This window comes from Enterococcus sp. BWT-B8 (assembly GCF_020567625.1).
Lineage (GTDB): Bacteria > Bacillota > Bacilli > Lactobacillales > Enterococcaceae > Enterococcus_L.
This window is the reverse complement of the sequence record NZ_JAJDJV010000013.1, coordinates 14,075-34,898: the sequence shown is the minus strand read 5'-3', so window position 1 is coordinate 34,898 and position 20,824 is coordinate 14,075. Positions and strand designations below refer to the sequence as shown.

16 protein-coding genes and 3 pseudogenes are annotated in these 20,824 nt (G+C 37.2%); 7 read left to right on the top strand and 12 right to left on the bottom strand.

The window, feature by feature from the left end; genetic code table 11:
• Positions 1-733 precede the first annotated feature (733 nt).
• From LI951_RS12085 to LI951_RS12075, 3 genes are all read left to right on the top strand, one after another.
• The gene (locus LI951_RS12085; RefSeq protein ID WP_229442337.1) at positions 734-1,546 is read left to right on the top strand and encodes a hypothetical protein; all 813 of its coding nucleotides are present in this window, start codon (positions 734-736) and stop codon (positions 1,544-1,546) included.
• Positions 1,547-2,479: 933 nt separating this feature from the next.
• The gene (locus LI951_RS12080) at positions 2,480-2,641 is read left to right on the top strand and encodes a hypothetical protein (protein WP_229442336.1); all 162 of its coding nucleotides are present in this window, start codon (positions 2,480-2,482) and stop codon (positions 2,639-2,641) included.
• Positions 2,642-2,734: 93 nt separating this feature from the next.
• Complete coding sequence (locus tag LI951_RS12075; protein ID WP_229442335.1) at positions 2,735-3,157, top strand: hypothetical protein; 423 nt, start codon at positions 2,735-2,737, stop codon at positions 3,155-3,157.
• A gap of 267 nt (positions 3,158-3,424) precedes the next feature.
• On the opposite strand, the gene LI951_RS12070 is transcribed toward LI951_RS12075, so the two are convergent.
• From LI951_RS12070 to LI951_RS12020, 10 genes are all read right to left on the bottom strand, one after another.
• A complete protein-coding gene (locus tag LI951_RS12070; RefSeq protein WP_229442334.1) occupies positions 3,425-4,927 on the bottom strand; it encodes a helix-turn-helix domain-containing protein in 1,503 nt (500 codons plus the stop codon).
• Positions 4,928-5,388: 461 nt separating this feature from the next.
• The gene (locus LI951_RS12065; protein WP_229442333.1) at positions 5,389-6,063 is read right to left on the bottom strand and encodes a ribulose-phosphate 3-epimerase; all 675 of its coding nucleotides are present in this window, start codon (positions 6,061-6,063) and stop codon (positions 5,389-5,391) included.
• A 115-nt stretch (positions 6,064-6,178) separates the two neighbouring features.
• Positions 6,179-7,057: a class II fructose-bisphosphate aldolase gene (locus LI951_RS12060; protein ID WP_229442332.1), complete on the bottom strand. Its 879-nt coding sequence runs from the start codon at positions 7,055-7,057 to the stop codon at positions 6,179-6,181.
• Between the two features lie 17 nt (positions 7,058-7,074).
• Positions 7,075-7,785, bottom strand: coding sequence for a GntR family transcriptional regulator (locus LI951_RS12055; RefSeq protein WP_202067604.1), 711 nt, complete (start codon positions 7,783-7,785; stop codon positions 7,075-7,077).
• A gap of 166 nt (positions 7,786-7,951) precedes the next feature.
• Entirely contained in the window at positions 7,952-8,986 is a 1,035-nt protein-coding gene (locus LI951_RS12050; protein ID WP_229442331.1) for a zinc-dependent alcohol dehydrogenase, read from the bottom strand.
• 22 nt (positions 8,987-9,008) lie between these two features.
• Entirely contained in the window at positions 9,009-9,857 is an 849-nt protein-coding gene (locus tag LI951_RS12045) for a PTS system mannose/fructose/sorbose family transporter subunit IID (RefSeq protein WP_229442330.1), read from the bottom strand.
• 19 nt (positions 9,858-9,876) lie between these two features.
• Complete coding sequence (locus LI951_RS12040; RefSeq protein WP_202067601.1) at positions 9,877-10,644, bottom strand: PTS mannose/fructose/sorbose/N-acetylgalactosamine transporter subunit IIC; 768 nt, start codon at positions 10,642-10,644, stop codon at positions 9,877-9,879.
• 13 nt (positions 10,645-10,657) lie between these two features.
• The gene (locus LI951_RS12035) at positions 10,658-11,131 is read right to left on the bottom strand and encodes a PTS system mannose/fructose/N-acetylgalactosamine-transporter subunit IIB (RefSeq protein WP_202067600.1); all 474 of its coding nucleotides are present in this window, start codon (positions 11,129-11,131) and stop codon (positions 10,658-10,660) included.
• 2 nt (positions 11,132-11,133) lie between these two features.
• Entirely contained in the window at positions 11,134-11,556 is a 423-nt protein-coding gene (locus tag LI951_RS12030; protein ID WP_202067599.1) for a PTS sugar transporter subunit IIA, read from the bottom strand.
• A gap of 1,996 nt (positions 11,557-13,552) precedes the next feature.
• Positions 13,553-13,855 (bottom strand): bacteriocin immunity protein, encoded by a 303-nt coding sequence (locus tag LI951_RS12020; protein ID WP_229442329.1) that lies wholly within the window; start codon positions 13,853-13,855, stop codon positions 13,553-13,555.
• Between the two features lie 170 nt (positions 13,856-14,025).
• Between LI951_RS12020 and LI951_RS15430 the strand changes: the two are divergent.
• Positions 14,026-15,073 (top strand): annotated as a pseudogene (locus tag LI951_RS15430) (IS30 family transposase).
• Positions 15,074-15,203: 130 nt separating this feature from the next.
• On the opposite strand, the gene LI951_RS12005 reads toward LI951_RS15430, so the two are convergent.
• Positions 15,204-15,488 (bottom strand): hypothetical protein, encoded by a 285-nt coding sequence (locus LI951_RS12005; protein ID WP_229442327.1) that lies wholly within the window; start codon positions 15,486-15,488, stop codon positions 15,204-15,206.
• Positions 15,489-15,710: 222 nt separating this feature from the next.
• On the opposite strand from LI951_RS12005, the gene LI951_RS12000 reads away from it, so the two are divergent.
• From LI951_RS12000 to LI951_RS11990, 3 genes and pseudogenes are all read left to right on the top strand, one after another.
• Positions 15,711-16,928 carry a hypothetical protein gene (locus LI951_RS12000; RefSeq protein WP_229442326.1) on the top strand — a complete coding sequence of 406 codons (1,218 nt, stop codon included), beginning with the start codon at positions 15,711-15,713 and terminating at the stop codon, positions 16,926-16,928.
• An 892-nt stretch (positions 16,929-17,820) separates the two neighbouring features.
• The gene (locus tag LI951_RS11995) at positions 17,821-18,708 is read left to right on the top strand and encodes a hypothetical protein (protein ID WP_229442325.1); all 888 of its coding nucleotides are present in this window, start codon (positions 17,821-17,823) and stop codon (positions 18,706-18,708) included.
• 540 nt (positions 18,709-19,248) lie between these two features.
• Positions 19,249-19,443 (top strand): annotated as a pseudogene (locus LI951_RS11990) (IS30 family transposase); the annotation flags it as partial.
• 241 nt (positions 19,444-19,684) lie between these two features.
• Here the strand turns inward: LI951_RS11990 and LI951_RS11985 are convergent.
• Positions 19,685-20,791 (bottom strand): annotated as a pseudogene (locus LI951_RS11985) (IS4 family transposase).
• Between the last annotated feature and the right edge of the window lie 33 nt (positions 20,792-20,824).

Here is a 20,824-nt window from a genome sequence, read left to right as displayed (position 1 = left end):
AAATGAAGTTCAAAGATAGAAAATGTTAACGTGTATATTTCAATGACAAGAAGGAGCAGCTTTAAAAGAAACTGGAGTCAAACTAGCTATTTCTATAATTTTTACAGCTAGTTTGACTCCAGTTGGGGATGGACGTTTAGAGGTCACCAATACTTATAGTGAACGTTTGGTGAAAGAGCTCATAATGGGGAGAAAAAATTGTTTTTTTTCAAACAGTTTGGAAGAGGCACGACTTCGAGCCATATCTTAAGTGTACTGAAAATTGCGGAGCTGGATGGATTAAATGGGAGCCACTACCTCACTTACTTATTGGAGGAACTGCCTAATCTACCGGTTCTTTGTTCGGAAATGTTAGATGACTATCTTCTATGGTCAACAATCATTCAAGAAAAATACAAATAACTAGCAGACAACCTTCGCTCAATTGTTAGTATAGCAATCGGGCTATTCATCGTCTGGGTGCTTTGCTACCTGACATTTACACCATTTTTTCTATACTTAATTTTTAATCTAGGTTTATGTCGATACTCTCTAGGTGCGTGGATACTAAAGTATACGCTTGCGGTCAATTTTAATTTTTGAAATTGAAATATGACCTGACCTAATTAGAAAGGATATCGTATTCTATAGCTAATGAATGATCTAATTCTGGTCTGAAATACATAATTTATTTTGTGGACTAGTGTGGAAATTAATCATCATTAATCAGAAATCAGAAAATTTGGAGGAAAAGATGAAACAAAAATATTTATTAACGACAATAACAGCATTGACTATTGCAACTTTAGCAGGAGTAACTACAAGTGAACAAGCTTTTGCAGATTCTCAAAATATTGAAATATCACAAAAGAGTGACTCTACATTACAAGTGGAAGATGCATTTTTATCTAGCTATAATGTTTTAAGAGTAACTTTAAACAAAGCTGTAGACACTAAGGATACATTTGTTGCTTTACTAAATATTCAAGCATTAAAGGTGATTGAGTCAGGGAAAGTAGTAGCTTTTGATATTAATATAGATAAATTCTTTGAACAGTATCCTACTGAAGAAGAAAGAGAATCAATAATAAACTCTGTAGTTATCAGACAAGTAGCATACGATGGTTCATTTTATGAAGAAATTGCTATTCAAAATAACTTTTTTAAAGATACCCTACTCAATCCAGAATCATATAGTGGAGAGCTTTTGAAAACGGGGGCCATCGGAAAGGTAAGTAATATCCTACAACTAAATGGCTTTAAAGATGTTTTTGAAGATGTACCCTCTGGAGATAAATTATTACAAAGTAGTAATAGACTAACAACTGAAACACACTCGCTTGAGTTTAGACTTAACGAGAAATATAAAACTGGGTATACATTTATTTTACGAGATAAAAATGGAGAGATTGCGGGAAGCACCTTTTTACCTACACCTATGCAACGACTATTTGTTTTTCCACAAAATACTAAGTTTTCTAATCAAGAATATACGCTAAATATTAAAGAAGATGGTGCGAGTAAAGAAACATCATTAGCAAAATTTACACCAGTTTATATTTTTTAATAATCAAAATTTAAAAAATTCACACAAATAAAACTTGATACTATAGAGGTTGTGACACTTCTGCTCCATACGACGAGTAATCACTGGAGCAGAAGTGTTCTGCCTCAAGAACCAGGTAGGTAACACGCATCTACTCTGACAAGTCAATCGTAGTGATTTATGACAATAAGGCTGCGGATTGATGTCTACTTGGAGCTTTCCATATTTTTGAGAGTATTCGGCTTATTTCCGAGATCCTAGTTCTACTTTGCCACTTCTGCTTATATTCGTACTTTAGCAGAATGGTATGCGTAGTTTTGATAAGTATTCCTTGAATGAAACCAGCTCACTTGATGTAGTAGAACTGTATGCTGCGGAGCGTAGAAGAACTGCTGTCTCTATGAGTCTAACGATTCTCGAGACAAAACACTACGCCAATACGCGGTATCCGTTTTTCTGCGTCTACGATTCTCACTATACTACACTTCACTTCGTTTCGATCTCATCAATTTCTAAATGGCAAAGCCACTAAGAATTAAAGGACTTCGTTCCGATCCTCGAAGTATGGAGGGATTTCACTCCTACGCTTCTTACAAATGCTCAGATCATATAAAGACTGGAACGCTGTTTATTCGGTGTTAGGGGACTATGACATTAGTATGTCATAGTCTCGTTTTTTATAAATTTTTGAGACTTTATGTTAAAAAACAAATAAGCTAGCTATTTTCTGTCAGCTAACTTATAGAAAATCAACTTTAGTCCGTAGTTAATCCATAGCATAGAAAGACATAATGATACAAGGTCATTTTTGTTTGTATTTAATTAGAATTTGAACTTGAAAATTCTAATTAAGTGTTAAGCTTGCTATATAATACCTGCTGAATAATCAAAAAATATTGGTTATTCAGCGATTTAACCGCAAAATCACTGGATCAAAAAAGTGCAGATCATTCCGTGGAAGGTATTGGAAAAAGAATATGCCAAAAACTTTCGGAACAAAAAGGGCACTGTGACCAAACGTTGCGGATGACACTAGAAGCATTACTCATCCAAAAAGAATACAGCTATTCTGACGAAGAAATGATCCTGCAAATTCAAGAAACCCCCTATCTTTAATTCTTTATCGGCTTGTCTGGCTATCAAGATGAACAACCGTTTGATGCGTCTACAATGCTCTATTTTTTCAAACGCTTAGACGACATGACACTGATGACAATTAACGAAAAAATCTTAGGCGCTCACTTGAAAGAACAACCAGAAGATGATGATGACAGCGATTCGAATAGCAGAACGCTTATTTTAGATACCGCCCATGCACCGCACCAGATCAAGTATCCAACAGACACGAAGTTATTGAATGATGCTCGGACACTTGAGGAAACCATTATTGACACCCTCTACGAAGAAAAGCAATTGAATAAACCGCGCACTTACCGTCGAAAAGCTCGGGAAGTTTATCTGCCTATTGTTCATGTGAAAATCAAAGCAGCAACGGAATTTGGCACTAAGCTGGATATTAGTTTAGCCAATGAAGTTGCCCGTTTAGGGAAAATCGATCGCAATCGGAACAATCTCAACTACTGTAAGCAACGGGAGATTCGTCTTTCCGGTCCAGCCTTGGGATACCCCTAAAAATGAAGTTCACAGCAAACGCTTGGACAATCGAGATCGTATCGAGGTGGAGCACAGCTTCAGTCAATTGAACGTTGTTTTAGAATGGACTTAATTCTAATGAAAAGAAAAGATACTATGCTTGCCAGCGTTGCTTTGAGTGTGTTGCCTTAAATCTGTCTAAATTGATGGTAGATTCTTTGCACCTAATTTCCATTGAACTGAAAAGCAGTTCAGTTTTTTATCTTTTTTTACAGGAATTCGTCCAGCAAGCAATTTGATAACCATTCAATATACATTATATTTAGTAAAATAAATAGAGCTTTCTGTTAAAAGTTCCATATGATTTTTCTTATACTTAGCTTGAACAGCATTTAGTATATAGGTTAAATCCTGTTGAGTTAAATAATGAGAAATAGAAATTACGGTAGTTGTTGATGTTTTAAATGGCGTAATATCTAATATATTTGTAATTAATAAATCAGTAGTTTCAACTATTTTTGAAATATTTAAATCTTTAGCGGTAGAAATAACATTGAAATGTGGGCTGCCAGGAATCAATTTTTCGAGTTTATTCTTTAAATAATTAGAGAATTGGAAATCAAAATCGATCAGTAATGTTATCGTAATATTACTATAATCATCATATAACGTATCTAATAGATGTGGAAAAGTAGTTGTAACTGCAAAAAAGACAATATAGAAGTATGAATAAAATTCTTCTGAAAAACAATATTCATAAATCTCTTTCATTATAAGATGATAAGACTCCATAAAAAAAGTACTTAGTTGGTAAAATTCTTTAAATTGATTTGTTAGTACAAAGTTAGATGACTCAATAGGTCTTTTAAAGTTGTAAATAATTTCAAAAATTTCTAATGAAAGATCATCTAGTTGTTTTTTATCAATCTGTAGTTTGAAAATATCGCAAAATAGACTTAAAAATTCAGCTATTTGTTGATTTTGAGATGCAACAGAGCGATTGTTTATTTCAAGGTTTAAGGGAGTATTATTTGTAAAAAGATAAAAAATACGAATATAAAATTCAGTATCATTTGGATCATCGGGTCTTTCTAATTCGGTAATAAGATTAGGAGCAGTATCTATCAATTTTTTAAGAAACTTTATATTTAAACTATTAGGTAAATCAAGTCTATGGTGACGAAGTTCTCTTTCATATGAAACTGCAGTTGATAATATAAATCGAATGTATTGTTGAGCTGTAGATTGTTTTTCCATAACAAATGCACCGTATCTATAAAAGTTCCCTAAAGCTTTTATAGTGCCTTCTGGAAAGGGAAGGTTAAAAAAGCCATATTTTTCTTTAAAAAAAGCCATAAAGAAATAACGAATATTTGTCTCATTTCCAGTAATGCATAAAGGTTTAGTTTGAAGGATAATATCTATTTCTTTTAGTTTGGGTCTAATGGACCCAATTATTCTTTTTATTGTAGATTCACTAACAAATAATTCATCAGAAATCGCTAAGTAAGTAGGGTGTTGTTCAAAAAACAGCAATTCCATAATGGAATACTCTAAACTATTTTTTAAAATTTGAGCTATACAAAAGTCAAAGGAATATTCTGGAGGTCGAATAAGTTTTATTGTATTTTGATAATACTTAATTTGAATCGGATAAATAATTTCGTTTAATTCATTAATAATATTAGCAAATGTAGATTTGCTGATATTTAATTCATAAATCAACGATTCCACAGACAGTTCTTCTTCTGAAAAAATACTTCTAATGATATAGCTATAAGCATAGTCCCTTTTATTTAAAATATTCATATTAACACCTCATCAAACTAAAAATCTTTTTCATACAATAGCATTTCTTTCCAACAACAGAATAAACGTTATTTTAAAAAAAGTAAATAAAATATTAAAATAAAATAAATAATTAATTAAAAAAACAAATAAACCCCATGATATTGAGCACTAGTAATCTGACCAAATTATAAATTATAATAAAAGGTCGTTTATAAATAATGTTCAATGATAGAAAATTTTAACCTGTATACTTCAATGACAAGAACGAGCAGCTTCAAAAATAACCAGATATCTACCGATCTCATTAATCTTTGAATATGAAACATTCATCCTTAACCAGAAACTGTTTTACTGACAGATATTGTAATTTCAGCAACTGTAATCTATTACTAAAAAAAAAAGAGATTGTGACAAACATTCATGAGGGCAACTGCCCCTATGAATGTTTGTCACATCCCTTATCTCTTTACAATTTTCTTTTAGCTTTTGATTTTGCAAACAGCTGTTAACAAGTCTTCCACCTTATCACGATAGCTTCCTTGTTTGCTGTTAAAAAGCGCAGAGGTTCCAACCACATACAGATCAGCCCCATACTGACTGATCAACGAAACAGTCTCTGAGTGTATATTTCCATCCACTTCAATAAGCGGACTGAGCTGTTGCTTTTTTAATTCTTCGTTTAACAGCTTCAGCTTTTCCAAAACACTGTAATCAAATTTCTGTCCCGCAAAACCCGGATTTACCGTCATCATTAAAACCAGGTCAACATCAGACAAATAAGGGAAAATCATTTCAACCGTTGTCTGTGGGTTTAGAGCAATCCCCGCTTTCATTCCCATCTGATGAATCTGACGAATGAGCCCTGCAGCATCTGTCGTTGTTTCCACATGAAATGTAATATAGTCAGGATGAATCAGTGCAAACATCTCTATATATTTTTCCGGATGAATACACGCCAAATGAACGTCTGTTGTAAATTGACCAGATTGAATAATCGGCTCCAGCACATAAGGTCCCATTGCTAAATTATTCACAAACATTCCATCCATAACATCACAATGCAGCCAGTCTATTCCAGCTATTTGCAGGTCTTCCAGTTCCTGACCTAATTTCAGTTGATTTCCGCACATAATTGAAGCAGCAATTTTAGCCATCTTTGCCTCCTTCGCTGACTAGAACGACTCCATACCTTATAAACAAACACCTTATTTTCACTTCAAAATCATGGCATCTCTAAATTTTCTTACAGTCCAAGTTCTCAGACAGCTCCTAAGGGTTCATAAAAATTTTCATTGCTTCTTTGACATTTTTCTTCATTTCGGCTGTTGCAGCCAAAGAAAGTTCGTCAAAAAAGACCGTTTCTCCGGCAATCATTTTTTTCAGACATTTTATAACCCCTTTACCACCGGCTTTATTCATATAAGTATAGTAATTAATTTTACAAATACCATTTCTGATTGCCATTTTATAGTCTGCCTCGGATACCCCTGAACCGCCATGCATGACAAAAGGGATATCAATCTTATTTTTGATTTGCAGAATACGATCCAGATCCAGTTTGGGCTCTTTTAAATAAATACCGTGAACGGTTCCAAACCCAATCGCCAGACAATCCACCCCTGTTTCCTCCACAAAAGCTTTTGCCATGTCTGGATCTGTATACACATCCTCCAAATCATCATAATCTTCACTGGAATCAGAACCGCGCCCTTCACCACCGCCGACAGCTGAGGTAAAAATATGACCCAATTCTGCCTCAACAGAGACCTCTGCTGCATGAGCAATTTTAACAATTTCTTTTGTTTCTGCCAAATTGACTGCATACGGCTTGCTGGATGCATCATACATAATAGACGTAAAGCCCAATCTGATTGCCTGAACACACATATCAAAAGATGCTCCGTGGTCTAAGTGAACTGCAACAGGAACTTTTGCCCGGCGTGCATAATCCAACATCACCGGACCAATTTCTTCCAGACGAACCAGATTTTCATGTACTTCGGCATGCTGTAAAATAACCGGAGAATTCAACTCCTCTGCTGCCTCAACCACTGCACGAATTGCTTCAAGGTTTGGAACATTTATTGCTCCAACAGCATAAGGTGTGCGTTTTGCATCTTTCAAGAGTTCCTTCAATGTGACTAACATAATTTGTCCTCCTCGTTTTAATTAGTAAAACGATATTCAAGATTTGTCGAGAGGACGTCTGTATATACATAGGAAAGCTCAATGGGCTTATTTTCCCAACAAGCAAGATTGTTCACAACCATGACAACAGCAGGCTTAGAAATATTTAAGTAATCAATTTCAGTATAATTAGCCATTCGTGCGCTGACACGCTGACTGACAATTTGCGGTTGAATCCCAAACTGACTAAGTGTTTTCCAGAGCGATTTATCCGTTAAATCAATTGAACCTATTTCAGGACAACGATCTAGTGGAATAAAGCTTTCAGTCAGAGAATAAACCATATTGTCTACGCTTCTCAGTCTCAGGAGATTAAAAACATAATCTCCTTCAGCAATTTCAAGCACGGTACTTAACTCTTTATCCGCTTGAATAACATTCTTTTGTAAGACCTCTGAACTGATTTTCTTTTTCCTTGAAACAATATCATCATAAAATCCTGAAATATGCATACTGGAAACAACTTTTACATCCCGATCCTGCAAAATAAATCCTTTTCCTTCAATGTATGAGACAATTCCTTGTCTTTCCAATGCTTCAAGGGCACGTTTAACAGTCGTCCGACTAACATTTAAGCTTTCAGAGAGCTTTCTTTCACTGGGAAGAGGCTTCCCCTGATTACTTAAAATTTTTGCCAAATGTTGAATATCATTACTTACACGTTTATATTTTGGAATGAACTCTTCCATGAATTGATATACCTCCTTGTTATTCTGCTCTAAGTAGTATATCAAGTAAATACTCTTCAAAGCAGACAGTTAGATTCGTCCGGGATGGATGCATTTTGTCAGATTTTTTCATGTTGATTATAACATACCTTCATCCATCGATACCGTCTGCTTCGCTCTCTTGATCCTAGAATTTTACAACTACCCGGTACTTGTCACCTTTGATCGCCGATTCAAAACCTGAAACCACTTCATCAAACCCAACCACTTCACTGATAAAGGGTCGTACATCAATAATTTTCTCACTGATCATTTTCGCTGCCCGAACAAAATCACGACTGTTTGAATTAGCTGTTCCTGCAATTTGATAGCCTCCCTTGTGAAGCTTGTCAGGACTGAACGGCACCGGAGTGTCTGGATAAAATGAAGAATACAGAATAACCCGACCTGTATTTGCTACAAAAGATACTGCCTCTTCAACCACAGACGGAATAGGGGTTGTATCGAACACTACATTTGCCCCCAACCCTCGGCTGATTCGATTTATTTCATCAGCTAAATCCAGTTCATCAGAATTGACAGTATAATGGGCGCCAAGCTTCTTTGCCAAAACCAGTCTGTCCGGATTCAAATCACAGGCCAGTACAGCTGCGCCGCTTTTGACTGCCAGTGCGATGTGAAGCTGTCCCATAATACCGCAGCCGATGACCACTACTAAATCTCCATATTGAATATCGGCAGTTTCACAACTATGAACCACACAAGATAAGGGTTCTGTCAACGCTGCTTCTTCCGGAGAAACATTAGAATAATGGAACAGATGCCGCGGTTCGACAAGCATATATTCCGACAAACCGCCCATCCCTTTATGCGGCAGACCTTCCAAGTGCTTGCTGTGGTTGAAATCCAGACAATTCTGCTCTTCCCCGCTCTTGCAGAATTCACAATTCCCGCAGGCTAGATTTGTTCCAAAAACCACTTTATCCCCAATTGTCCAGTTTTTCGAATCGATATTACTGCCCAAATCAATAATCTCAGCAGCTATTTCATGTCCGCCAATAAAAGGATAGTCCACCTTTTTAACGCCTGTATATACTCTTTGCTCCCATGTACAAATCGCACAGGCTTTGATTTTTATCAGAATCTTATCTGCTGAAACTTTTGGTATGTCACACTCTTCAATCACCAAGTCTTTAATCCCATGAAAAACTGCAGTTCTCATTTTCTACACCTCTAATCTTCCCTTAGAATATATTTGCTGTGCCAAAAACAACGCCTATCACAACTAAAATCAGCATAACAGTTGTCGACTTCATTTTTCGATTCTTCAAAAGATACAGTGTGAGCAATGTAATCCCTAAAGGCAGAATCCCTTTAAACAGCTTATCCAGTATATCTTCCTGCAGCCCCAGCTCGACAGTTCCGACCTTAATAACAAAAGGGGAAGAAACTGAAACAAAGTTGGCTGTTAATGCTCCCAGTACAATAGCACCCATTGCGGACGCACCTGTGATTAAATACTGCAAAATATTACTGCTTAAAATTTTTTCAATCCCTGTCTTCCCCATCCTGTACCCCTGCATCCAGACAAAATAGGCAAGAGAAAACATAATCCCAAACATCATCAGCCCGTAAACCAGCGGCCCCATCAGATTTCCTTCTGAACCCAGACTCACCCCAAAAGCCAGCAAAATAGGAGTCAAGGTGCCCTGCCAAAGTGTATCGCCAATACCGGCAAACGGTCCCATCAATCCGGTCTTTATTCCATTAATGGCATCATCTGTGATTGGTGCGCCATTGGCACGATCTTCTTCCATTGCAATAACCATTCCGCAAATAACTCCGCCAAAATGAGGCTCAGTATTAAAAAACGCCATGTGTCTTTTTAACGCATTTCGGTATTCCTCCGGATTATCTGCATAGAGCTTTTTTATGATTGGACTAAATGCATGAACTAATCCCGTCGCTTCCAAACGTTCATAATTGTAGTTGGCATGACTGAAAAATGTCCAACGCCAAAACGATTTTGCCACGTCCTTTTTCGAGAGCTCTTTTCTTACTTCTGAACCTTCATTCTCTGTTGCTTGCTCCATTTCTATTCCTCCCTCTTCTTTAGCCTAACCCGCTAATTTCATTTCTTGGTGTAATGGTATATAAGTAGGCAATAATCGCTCCAACCACAGCTATGACAATAACATCCAATCCCATGTATATTGCCATTACAAACCCTAAAATAAAGAACAGCATCGTGTTTGGACGATTAATGGAACGCAAATTCATTGCGATACCTAACGCAGGAAGCAACCCGCCGATGACCTGTAAAATATGAAGAGGCGTCCCATCCAAATATCCCAGTATACTGCTTACTGCCCCAGAGCCGTAGTACGCTGCAAATGCAACTGGAATTACACTCATCAGGAGGAGGATAATTTGCGGCGGTACTACATGCAGAAAATTGATGCGGTCGAGATTGCCCTCATCAGCTGCTTTATCAGCCATATGAACAAAAAATACATCCACCGTCATATGGGCAACCCAAATTACAGTTCCCAGTAATCCAATCGGCATCGCCAGTGTTACTGCTGTCTGCGGGTCTGCTCCAGATGCCAGTGCCAGTGCCGTACCAAGCGTACCTGCCAGTCCCGGATCTACCGGGGCTGTCCCCCCGGCAGAGATAAATGCAATATACGGCAGTTGAATCGCCGCTCCGATAATCACACCCTGAATAGGATCACCCAGAATAAATCCAACAATCGTTCCTGCTACAAGAGGCTTTTGCATAAATGAAATACTTCCCAGTAATGAGAACCACGGAGTGCCTGTAACACCAAGATAATAAACGATACCAATTAAGATTGCCTGTATAAATGAAATACCCATTCTCTTATTCCTCCTAACTTACTAACTTTGAAACATCAATGGACTTATCTTCAGCAATAATTTGAATACTAACATTGACACCATTGTCAATCAGCTCTTTTAACCAACCCTTTTCTTCTTCAGATGCAGAAATATTTTTATAAAATTTAGAACGACCTTCTTTGGCACCCATTCCTCCAATATTCACCTTTTCCAGTGCTACGCCTCTTTTCAGCAATTCCACATAGCAAGAAGGTGATTTTACTAAAACAATTACCTTATCTGATTCACCAAGATTGCTTAATATTTCGGCTCCTCCTTCAATATCAAAAACCTCCGTTCTTATATTTGCAGGAGCTACAGAAGTCACTATCATCTTTAAAAACGTATCATTCGCTGTCTCCTCATCTACGATAATGATTCTGTTTGCACCAGTATAATTAAGCCATGATGTCATGACTTGTCCGTGAATTAAACGGTCATCGATTCTTGCCAATACAATACCCATAATTATTTACCTGTCCTTTCTATCATATTATTGTATGCTTTATTTAAATCCATGACGCTCCTGCTTCCGCTTTCCAACGCTATCCGGCCAATCTGTTCCACGTCATTTGAAAAATCCCGGTTCACAACAACCTCCAAAAGCATCGCCATATTCACTCCGGAAAGCACTTTCATTTTTTCTCTTGGCAACAGCTTCAACACCTCATTACCAGGTGTTCCGCCGAAAAAATCAACCAGAACAAGCACCCCTTTTCCTGAATCCAATTTTTCAATCATTTCCTGAATCCTGCCTCGAAATACTTCCGGACTATCTCCATGATACAGCCCTATTGATTCTGCATATTTTACTTCTCCAGTGATAATAGCAATAGATTCCAACAATGACTTGCCTAAATTCCCGTGAGTAACCACCAGTAAACCGATCAAATGTATCCTCCTCCTTCCGGAAAAACCAAAGGACCTTAAAAAGAGCCATTGGTATTATTCACAAATTAAATATATAGCCGTTCATCATTTTTGTCAACAAGATTTTGAGAAAATTTCTTATTTGGGTTTTGATGTGCAATAAAAGATTCCCTCACTTCATTTGGTCTACTCATTTATTTACAAAATACTGAGAACAATTTAGTCAGCAAGCATGGTATAATCGCTCTTCATTTTTCAACTGCCTCCAGACATTTTCCTGTCAATCACCAATGGCAGAAAAAAATCACTAAAAACAGGTCAGAAACAGAAATTTCACAAACACTAAATTTATCTATCCTCATAAACATTTTCCTAACTGTCGATATATCTGCAAGTCTAAGTACCTGTCAAAGAACACCCTTATTAAATTTTACTTACCAAAATCTAGGGAGTGTCTGAAAAGGTAGTGGAAGTTGAATTTTTCAGTGGTTTTTGTGGAAATCAAGGAAGAAAGTACAGGTTATGTGGTTCATAAGCGAGTATTTATGATGAGGAGTTCTATAAAAATCACCAAAATATTCGCCGCTTGAGTTTTCAGACACACCCTAATATAATCAATCTTCAAAATACATTTTGCCATTAGACATCTCTCCCCATTTGAGACACTTATATCAAAAAAAAGCTTGTTTCCTAATGGGTAAACATGTTTTCTGCTCTTTGCAGTATAATAAGTCAAGAAGGATGTGTCTGTGAAGATAAGAAGAAATGAATGGGAAATTTAGGCTTGGGAAAAGGTAAAAGAAATTGCGGAAGAATGTCACGGAGTTCGTCTGACAATATTTGATGAACCCTTTCCTTATATTGTTCCAGTAAATTTTGGTTATAAGCAGGATAATTCTCTAACACTGTATATTCACGGAGTCTGTCAAGGAAAAAAAGTACAATTGCTTGGAGAAAATTCCAAAACAGCTGTTGAAATGTACTGCCGCTGCAGATTAATTGAAGCAGGAACTGTGGCAGAAATCATTAAAATTGTTCTTTCCTCTTATACTTGTAAAGAACATATACATCCAAATAAAATGTAAGCTGTCTGCTGGTAATCAACAACTGGATGTAATTCGAGCTAAGCAATTCACCGAATTATAATACTTTGGCTCGACCTTGAGCAATTGTTTTGGCAAAGGACTGAAAAAAGGCTGTCACATAACCCTTAACGGAGTCAGTGTAACAACCTTTTTATTTTTTTGAGATACGAGCAACCTATTAGGATACTCTACGATAGGACACAGGATAAGCGAAAATAAATATATGGTTCAGCTCTTTCGTTATCCAATTTCAGGTTGTTGAGTTTGCAGGTTTGGTTAATCCTTTTATCATTTTAATCCAATGTACTGAAAAATAAACTATCTGAAGAAATCATAAAAATCAGTATGCTTACATACACTATTGTTGTTGATAATGGAGTAAATATACATAACTTTTAGATAGTATATGAAGTCTTTTTTCAAGATACCTTCTACTACTGCATCTTAGCAACCCAACTACCTAAGAAGCTCTATTTCCCTGTAAAGCTCTTCTTTCACCTGTTCATCGTTATCTCACAATCCCATATATTCAGAATCTTCATCCAACATACTTTCAAGTAATTCATGACTTTTTCTTTTGTCTCATCCAAACAGTCTATCCTTCCAATCAGGCAAATATAAACCTTTCCAAACATAAGTGTAACCCTGATTTAGTCATAGCTGAATACATCCTTTAAATAGAGGAATATCATTAAAATCATACCTATTTACAAGAGCTTGATACTCTTTATTATTGCCAACTTCCTACTGCTTAGCCCGTCATCTTGGCAGTTTACAGACAGATTTGACTGAGCTTCCGTCGTTATAAACTGAATGTTTTTTGTAACTGCAACTCATAATCCACATCACCTCCACGTTATTTAATTTTGACTGATACAAACTCCCCTTAATTTCAATTAAGTGAAAAATCAGTAATACTGTAATTTACAATACTAATCGAATTGTCCAGTATCAACAAAATCAGAACGATAAACACCATTAAAAGCGGATTTACTCCCAATTTCAAATAACTGACGGATCAGCTTCTGCTGACTATCCGTAAATGACAGACGCTCATTTACTTCCTTAAAGTAAATAAAGTTAACCAAGTGATTGATTAACGGCGGATTTTCCCCAGCAGGTCCAAGCTTTGAATAAACTTTTAGCAGCACTTCTCTAAGCTCATCCATGTCATTTCCTGAGTATTTGGAAAGATTAATGTACAGCTCATGGACAATATCTTTACTCTTTTCCATAATAAATCACCTTCTCTGTCTCATATATGTATAACTCTAATTATTATAGTAGTTTTCTCTTTTGCAAATTTTATAATCAAGTTAGCCACGGCAGAAAATAAAAAACACCCTAGTGAAAAAATCGTGTATTATTGAGGTTCCGCAACCAAACAATAAGGAGATTTTTCACTATGACGTATGCTCATTCTACTACAAAACGCACCAAAGGGAAACACCTCACTGCGATTGAACGCGGTCAAATTGCTACTTGGCTGGAAGAAAAGCTCTCCCATGGAGAAATGAGCAGACGCTTAGGTGTCAGTCGGCAAACAATCAGTAATGAATTAACCCGCGGTACCGTGAAGCAAATACGCAAGATCAATGGCATGATTCACTACTATCACAAGTATGATCCTGAGTATGCTCAGAATCTCTACAAGGAAAAGCGCCAGCGCTGCCACCGAACAAGCAAGTTTTATTAGGTAAAAGCTTTTCTTGCCTATTTTATTGAACAGTTCAAAACAGCGGTTTATGCACCAGATGTCGCTGTTAGGGTTGCCAAGCGTCATCAGCTTTTCTTTCCAGAAGAAATGGTCTGTACAACCACACTCTATAAGTACATTGATTAGCAGCTGCTTGAGATCAGAAATGTTGACCTCCAAAATCAAGTTAGTCGAAAAAGAACCACCAGGCAATCACGTAAAAACAAGAAGGTTTTGGGGAAAAGTATTGAAGAACATCCCGCTCATGTCGAAGAACGAACAGAATTTGGTCACTTTGAAATTGATACAGTCGTTGGAAAACGTGAAGGCTCAGAGACGGCCTTATTGACACTGACCGAACGAAAGAGTCACTTTGAACTCATTCGCTTAATTGATAACAAGGACGCAGATTCAGTGGCCTATGCCCTTCAACACTTAATCAAAGAATTCGGTTCGTCCATCTTCAAAGGGGTCTTTCAGTCGGTTACTTCAGACAACGGCTCTGAGTTTGCCTCGTTAACGAAAACACTTAAAGACCATTATGCAGTCTATTTCACGTATCCCTATACTTCTTGTGAGCGTGGCACGAATGAAAAACACAACCGAATGATTCGGCGCAAGATACCGAAGCATGAAAGTCTTGAAGGTTATAGTCGTAAGGACATTCAAGAGATTGAATGTCCTTACTCGTAGAATTTTAGATGATCGAACACCAAGGGGGCTGTTTGAACAAGAAGTTCAGCTCGTGGTGAATTGATCGGACAGCGAGCCTCCTGTGGCGTGATTTCACGTCTGGGAAGCCTGGCAAATGTGTCTGTCCAAGTCAGACTATCACCTCGCTGCTCCCTATCCAATCAACAACGGAAACTGGTAATAATAGACGATTTTCACTTTTTTCGATAAGTGGCAAACTTGTTCTTGCAATTTAGGAAAAATAAAAACAAGTAAATAAATACAAAAATGATTAGAAGTACTAATGATATTTTCATTAGTACAATACCTAAATCATAATTTAGAGCAGCTTCTTTTTGTGTTTTTAGTAGCTCTTCTTTTGACAAAGTATTCAAGTCTTGTATAGGAAATAGAATTGTTTGAAGAAAATAACCCAAAGCAAATGTAAAAAGGGTTGTAAAGATCCCAACAAAAGAAAAGTGTTTTATCTTTTTTCCCATATAATCTCCTCCTGAACTGTATAGTGATGACTAGGAAACTCTAGCCACCTTTTACCAGCGAGTTTCAGCTCTCTCAATTTTGAGAGTTCCTCCACTTGCTTTTTTTATTTATCCCTTTAAAATAACGCGTTTCCAAGGGTTTTTACTTGACTTTTGAAAATAGCCTACATAATCAGTGAGAACAGGTGCCTAATCTGTATCCCACTGAAAGTAGGTTTTTTTATGTTAAAACATCTGCAATCCCATCAAGAATATCTCGATACTCGGCTCCTCCTTCTTGGCTCTGTCACTCCAGAAGCACTTGACGAATATGACGATCTCATTCAAATGTTTACACACCTTAATTTTGACTCTGCTCATTCCGTTCTGCGGGAACTGTATTCTCATACTGGGCGTCCTGCCCTCGCGCAAATTGAGATTTTTAGGGCTTATATCTTGTGCGCCTACCTCAACATTTCATGGGAAAAGCTTCTTGATAAGCTGAAAAAGAGAGCTGTTTTCCGCGCCATTATCGGCATTGAGTTCGACCGTTTGCCGACGCTGCCTTCTTTTTACGAATTAAGTCGGCGGTTGATGCCGACAGGGGAAGTCGCTACATTACGCTGTAAACTAGGTCGGAAACCCACAAAAAAATTGAAAAAGAATGAAAAGATGCCCGAGAAAAAAGAGAAACGAACCACTCAAATTGCCAGACTCATTCGCAAAGGAAACTTTGCCTTAAATCGGCCAGAACGCTTTCTGCAACGGCTCTTCAAACGGATTAGTATTGATGCCTCTGTCGCCGCTGGACTGCTTTCTCGTGATCTTACTGTTAGCGGTGACGGGACCTGCGTTTACACTGGTGCCTCTAACTATGGACGTATTCTCTGCCAGTGTCGAAAAGCAGGTATTTTTACTTGCAATTGCCCTCGCCGCTATTCAGACCCTCTGGCAACCTGGGGCTGGGATAGTCATAAAGAACAGTATTATTATGGGCACACTGCTTATTTCTTAGCGACTTACCATAAAGAATTACAGCTCGATTTACCGATTTATTTAAGGCTGGTTGAAGCTCGCCGTCATGACAGTGTCACGGCTCTGGTGGCTTTAGCTGAGTTTCGAGCGCTTTATCCAGAGTTCACTCTCAACGCCTTTTTGTCCGACTCTGCTTCTGATAACTATGAAACCTGTCATTTGCTTGAAGAGTGGAAGATTCCTGCCATTATTGCCTTGAATAAGCGTCTAGCTGGTAACTTTACTTATAAGGAACTTAAGGTCAACGCAGATGGGATTCCTATCTGCGAAGGCGGCTTACCAATGCGTTTCAACTGGAATGACGCCCAACGAAAGCGAACTAAATGGCGTTGCCCAGCTATGGTGGCCAAATGCGTGACCTGTCCCTTATCCGAGCCCTGTTCAAGCTCACCCTACGGACGAACCTTTTACCACCAAGATGGCTGATAATCCGCGCTTCTTCCCAGTTTTTCCGCGTCAATCAAACCAGTGGAAAGCTCTTATGAAGCAACGAACAGCCGTCGAACGAATCAACAAACAAGTCTTGGTTGATTGTGGCATAGAGGCCAGTGGCGTTCGAACTAAAAGTCGGCTGACACTTTGGCTAACCGCCGCCATGATGGTCATTCATCTTAAAGCTCAATATAAAGCAACTAAAAGGTAGACGTCGAAAAAAATCATCTGTTCGACGTTTATTTAGTATGCCTATTTTTTTAGTAGAAACTTTCTGAAGTTAGAAAAGACAATCAAACCATTACATAACAAGCTTACTTTTGATGGAGAGCATCCATTTAGTCTATTTCGGCACTTAGTTTCCTAGTTCACTCGTATAAGCATTATATCTTATAAATTCATACATTTTTAATAGTTAGCTTTAAAGCTACGTCCTGTCTGCTTTACAGCTATTTTGGATTTTCCCCCATTTTGTGTACCAAAAGAGCACACCCTATGGTATTGTTAAGTCGTCTAAAACCACAAAGCAAAGGAGTGTTCTCTATGTTGACTTTACACTATTCTGTTCTTCAATTCAATACCAAACGTACTCTCTCTTCCAACTCTGGCCTTGTTCTAGTCAAAGAGTTTATGGAAAAAATCCAGTTTGACCACCTCTGCCAACATGTGTCCTTTCAAGAGACTCGAAGCTATTGGACTCATGAATGACAGGGCTTGTTTCAACAACTGCTGCTTCAACTAATCGCAGGCTAATGACTCCGATTCAATGGCCAATCAGTTGCGCACGCCCCTTTATTCTACCTGCTCTTTTAGTTTTATTTAAATTATTTTTGACATAATGATATTATCGTAATAGAATAAATACATTAAATTTAGGAGGGTGAATATGAAAAAAATTCTAGTTTTAGGTCTATTTTTGTTTGGTGTAATTGGGATTTGGGGTGATTCCTATGCGGAAGAGCTAAGTAATGAACAAATAGTTGAAGAAATAACAAAAGAAAATCCAGAAAACGCAGTTTTGAAAGATGAAAAGGAAGAGCTCTATATTACTGCCAAAACTCAAACGAGAATTGACGATTTCTTACAAGACAATATGGGAAATAGCAGCTATATTGATGAAATTTTGGGGTTAGTTGATAAAAACTCAGGAATAACGAATCAGGAATATAATGAGTACATTATAAGTTCAATTGAGAGTAAATCCGAGGCTAATGAAATAAAAACAACAGAACAAGTTGTGCATCCTAATTTAAATGAGCAGGCAATCCCAAGGAATCAAAGAGTTGTAGATCCATTCATTATTCAGAAGAAAGCATATCGTGCAGGTCAAACTCTAGTAGCTAGTAGGGGTGGGACTATGACAGCGAACTATATGGCACATGCAGAAGTAACTAGTCCTGGGGCAGCAGCACCTTCGCTTTATTTGTCAAAAAATAATAGTTGGGCACAGACTATTGCAACACCTATACTTAATGCAAATTACAGTGATTTCAAAAAAAATGGCTCCTATCTTTCAACGTATGTCCAAAGAGGATCGTACGCATTTACTTCTGGTGATCCATACTGGGCTCTTCACAATGTTAGTTATGTAATAAACTATGTACGGCAGGCTAATGGAGGATATAAATTTACAGTGACAGTAAATGATGTTTACGATTTTGCTTGGAGCAAATATGAGAACGTTCAAGTTGGTTTTGGAAACAACTATTGTTTTGCTATGCAAACTATTGGATTGATTAAACCGTTTAATATTCAAATTATTTATCAAATGTAAAATAAAAAAACATGCTTAGAATAAAAGTATGTTTTTTTTACAATTGAGCTCTAATATACAAAGATGTTCCGTTTCGTGCAGTTGATTTCATCGGCTTCGATACAAATTCTTGCCCTGATTTTTGACTATGATATGGGTTCACACAGTGACTAACACTAATTATTTTTTTTTAGTTTCATATGAGAAATACGCTGACTATCGTACCTTAACGCATAATATTGCACCCCCGCCGTCTCCATAGAGTTTTAATTAAATCGGACTAAAAACGTTGATTTGTTAGGGTTTATCAATTGTTTTTAGTCCTTTTTGTTTGGACTAAATGCCATTTATATTCCGGTATAGCTCGCAAATAAAGCAGCTGTTCTTTGTTTTTGTTCTTTTGTAACGTGAGCATAGATGTTCATAATTGTTTGGATATCTGAATGACCTAAACAGTCCCGCTGTTTCGCAGATAGTAAAATTAAGTTAGACAAAAAATAAAAAGTCATTTGTGCTACACTCAAAATAGTTCCGTCGAAAGAATTATAAGGAGTGAGCACAAATGAACACTCTAACGGGTTATTACGAAAAGATGGGTTGCCTAAACAAATGGATTTTAATACAGTGGATCAACAGTTTGTCTCGGCAGTGGCTTCTAGACGGAATCACATTCCTGGAAAATCATTGAACTACCGGACACCATTGGAAATATTTATGAGCTACATGCATGAGGACGTATTGTCTAACTTAATTTGACAAATCAAATTATATAAAATTTAGAATTATAAAAAATAAGCTATGTGATAGTAAATAGAGAGTATAAGCTAAGACAACCATATTATTTCACTAGTGTTGCATAAAACCCTTTTAGAATATTCTGAAAACTACCTTCTGTGGAATTTGTGAAAAAAAACTGTGCTGACGCAAGGGATGACTGTTTTCCAGAAATTTTTGTGCGAATATTCAACTGAAAACAAAAAGTTACGCATCCTTTTTCTCACGTAGGTATCAACTTCTCTAACCAACATTCAAATGGACGGAACAATAAATAGCGAAAGAATCGTTTGATTTGGAAAACAGATTGTTTCGTGTTCGTCTCTATTTTAATGAGGAAGGTTAACAGAGCGGAAATCATCGTTTAAATCAATTGATTATGCACGCCCTTTTCGCTTTGAGAAAAGAACGTTTTACTGGTCATGTGTTGTTTGATATGTTTGAAAAACAATTCGATTTGCCAACGAGCATGGTACATATCTGCTATTTCTTTTGAAGAACAGTCCATTCGATTGGTAATGAATTGAAACGCACGCCCACTTTTGTCTTGAATGGTCACTAGTCGGAAGTTCGCTGTCAAATAGGTTTTAGAACCTAAACGAACGAGTTCGTCTCGCAGCATTCCTTCTTTGAGTGAGGGGTCCAACGTTTCTACTACATGAACATTGGTATTTTTCTTGATACGCGTGACGAAGAAATAACCATCCCAATGCATCTGATCCATCTTTTCAAAATCCAAATAGCCACGATCAAAGACATAGGTCGCTTCGGGTTGATTCACTAACACATTCAACTGATTAACATCATGTTTGTGGGCATTAGTCAAAGTGAAATCAGCAGGATACATCGTGGCATCATCCATATAACAGTAATTCAAGTGCAGTTTGACTCCTGACTTGGTTTTTCGAAAAGTCGCCCATTTGTGTCGCTTCAAGCTGAGAGAAAAAGTGCTGGAATCAATCAGATAAAGACTGTTTCGCTTGGTTGGTTTCATCTGGTGCTGGACTTTTTCTAAAAGCTGTTGGAAAATGTCTTCTAATCCCTTTGGTTCAAGTGCGTTGAACGCACGAGATAATTGGGTATGACTAATGGTTGTCACATCGGTTTCTATTTGAAGCGATCGGTTAATCAGAGCGGTGCTCAAATCACGTAAACTCTCTTTTTCTTCGTTAATTGCGTAGAGAAAGAGTTTCAAGACCGATTCAAAAGACAATTTTTTACGATACGAATTGTAATCAAGAATCCATTTTTTTGAGTAAACAGAAAGAGTTTCTAATTTTATGGCAGAAAACCATTTATTAAATGCTGAATTTGTTTTATACTTATCCATGTATAGTCCTTTATATTGGTCTTGGATAAGTCA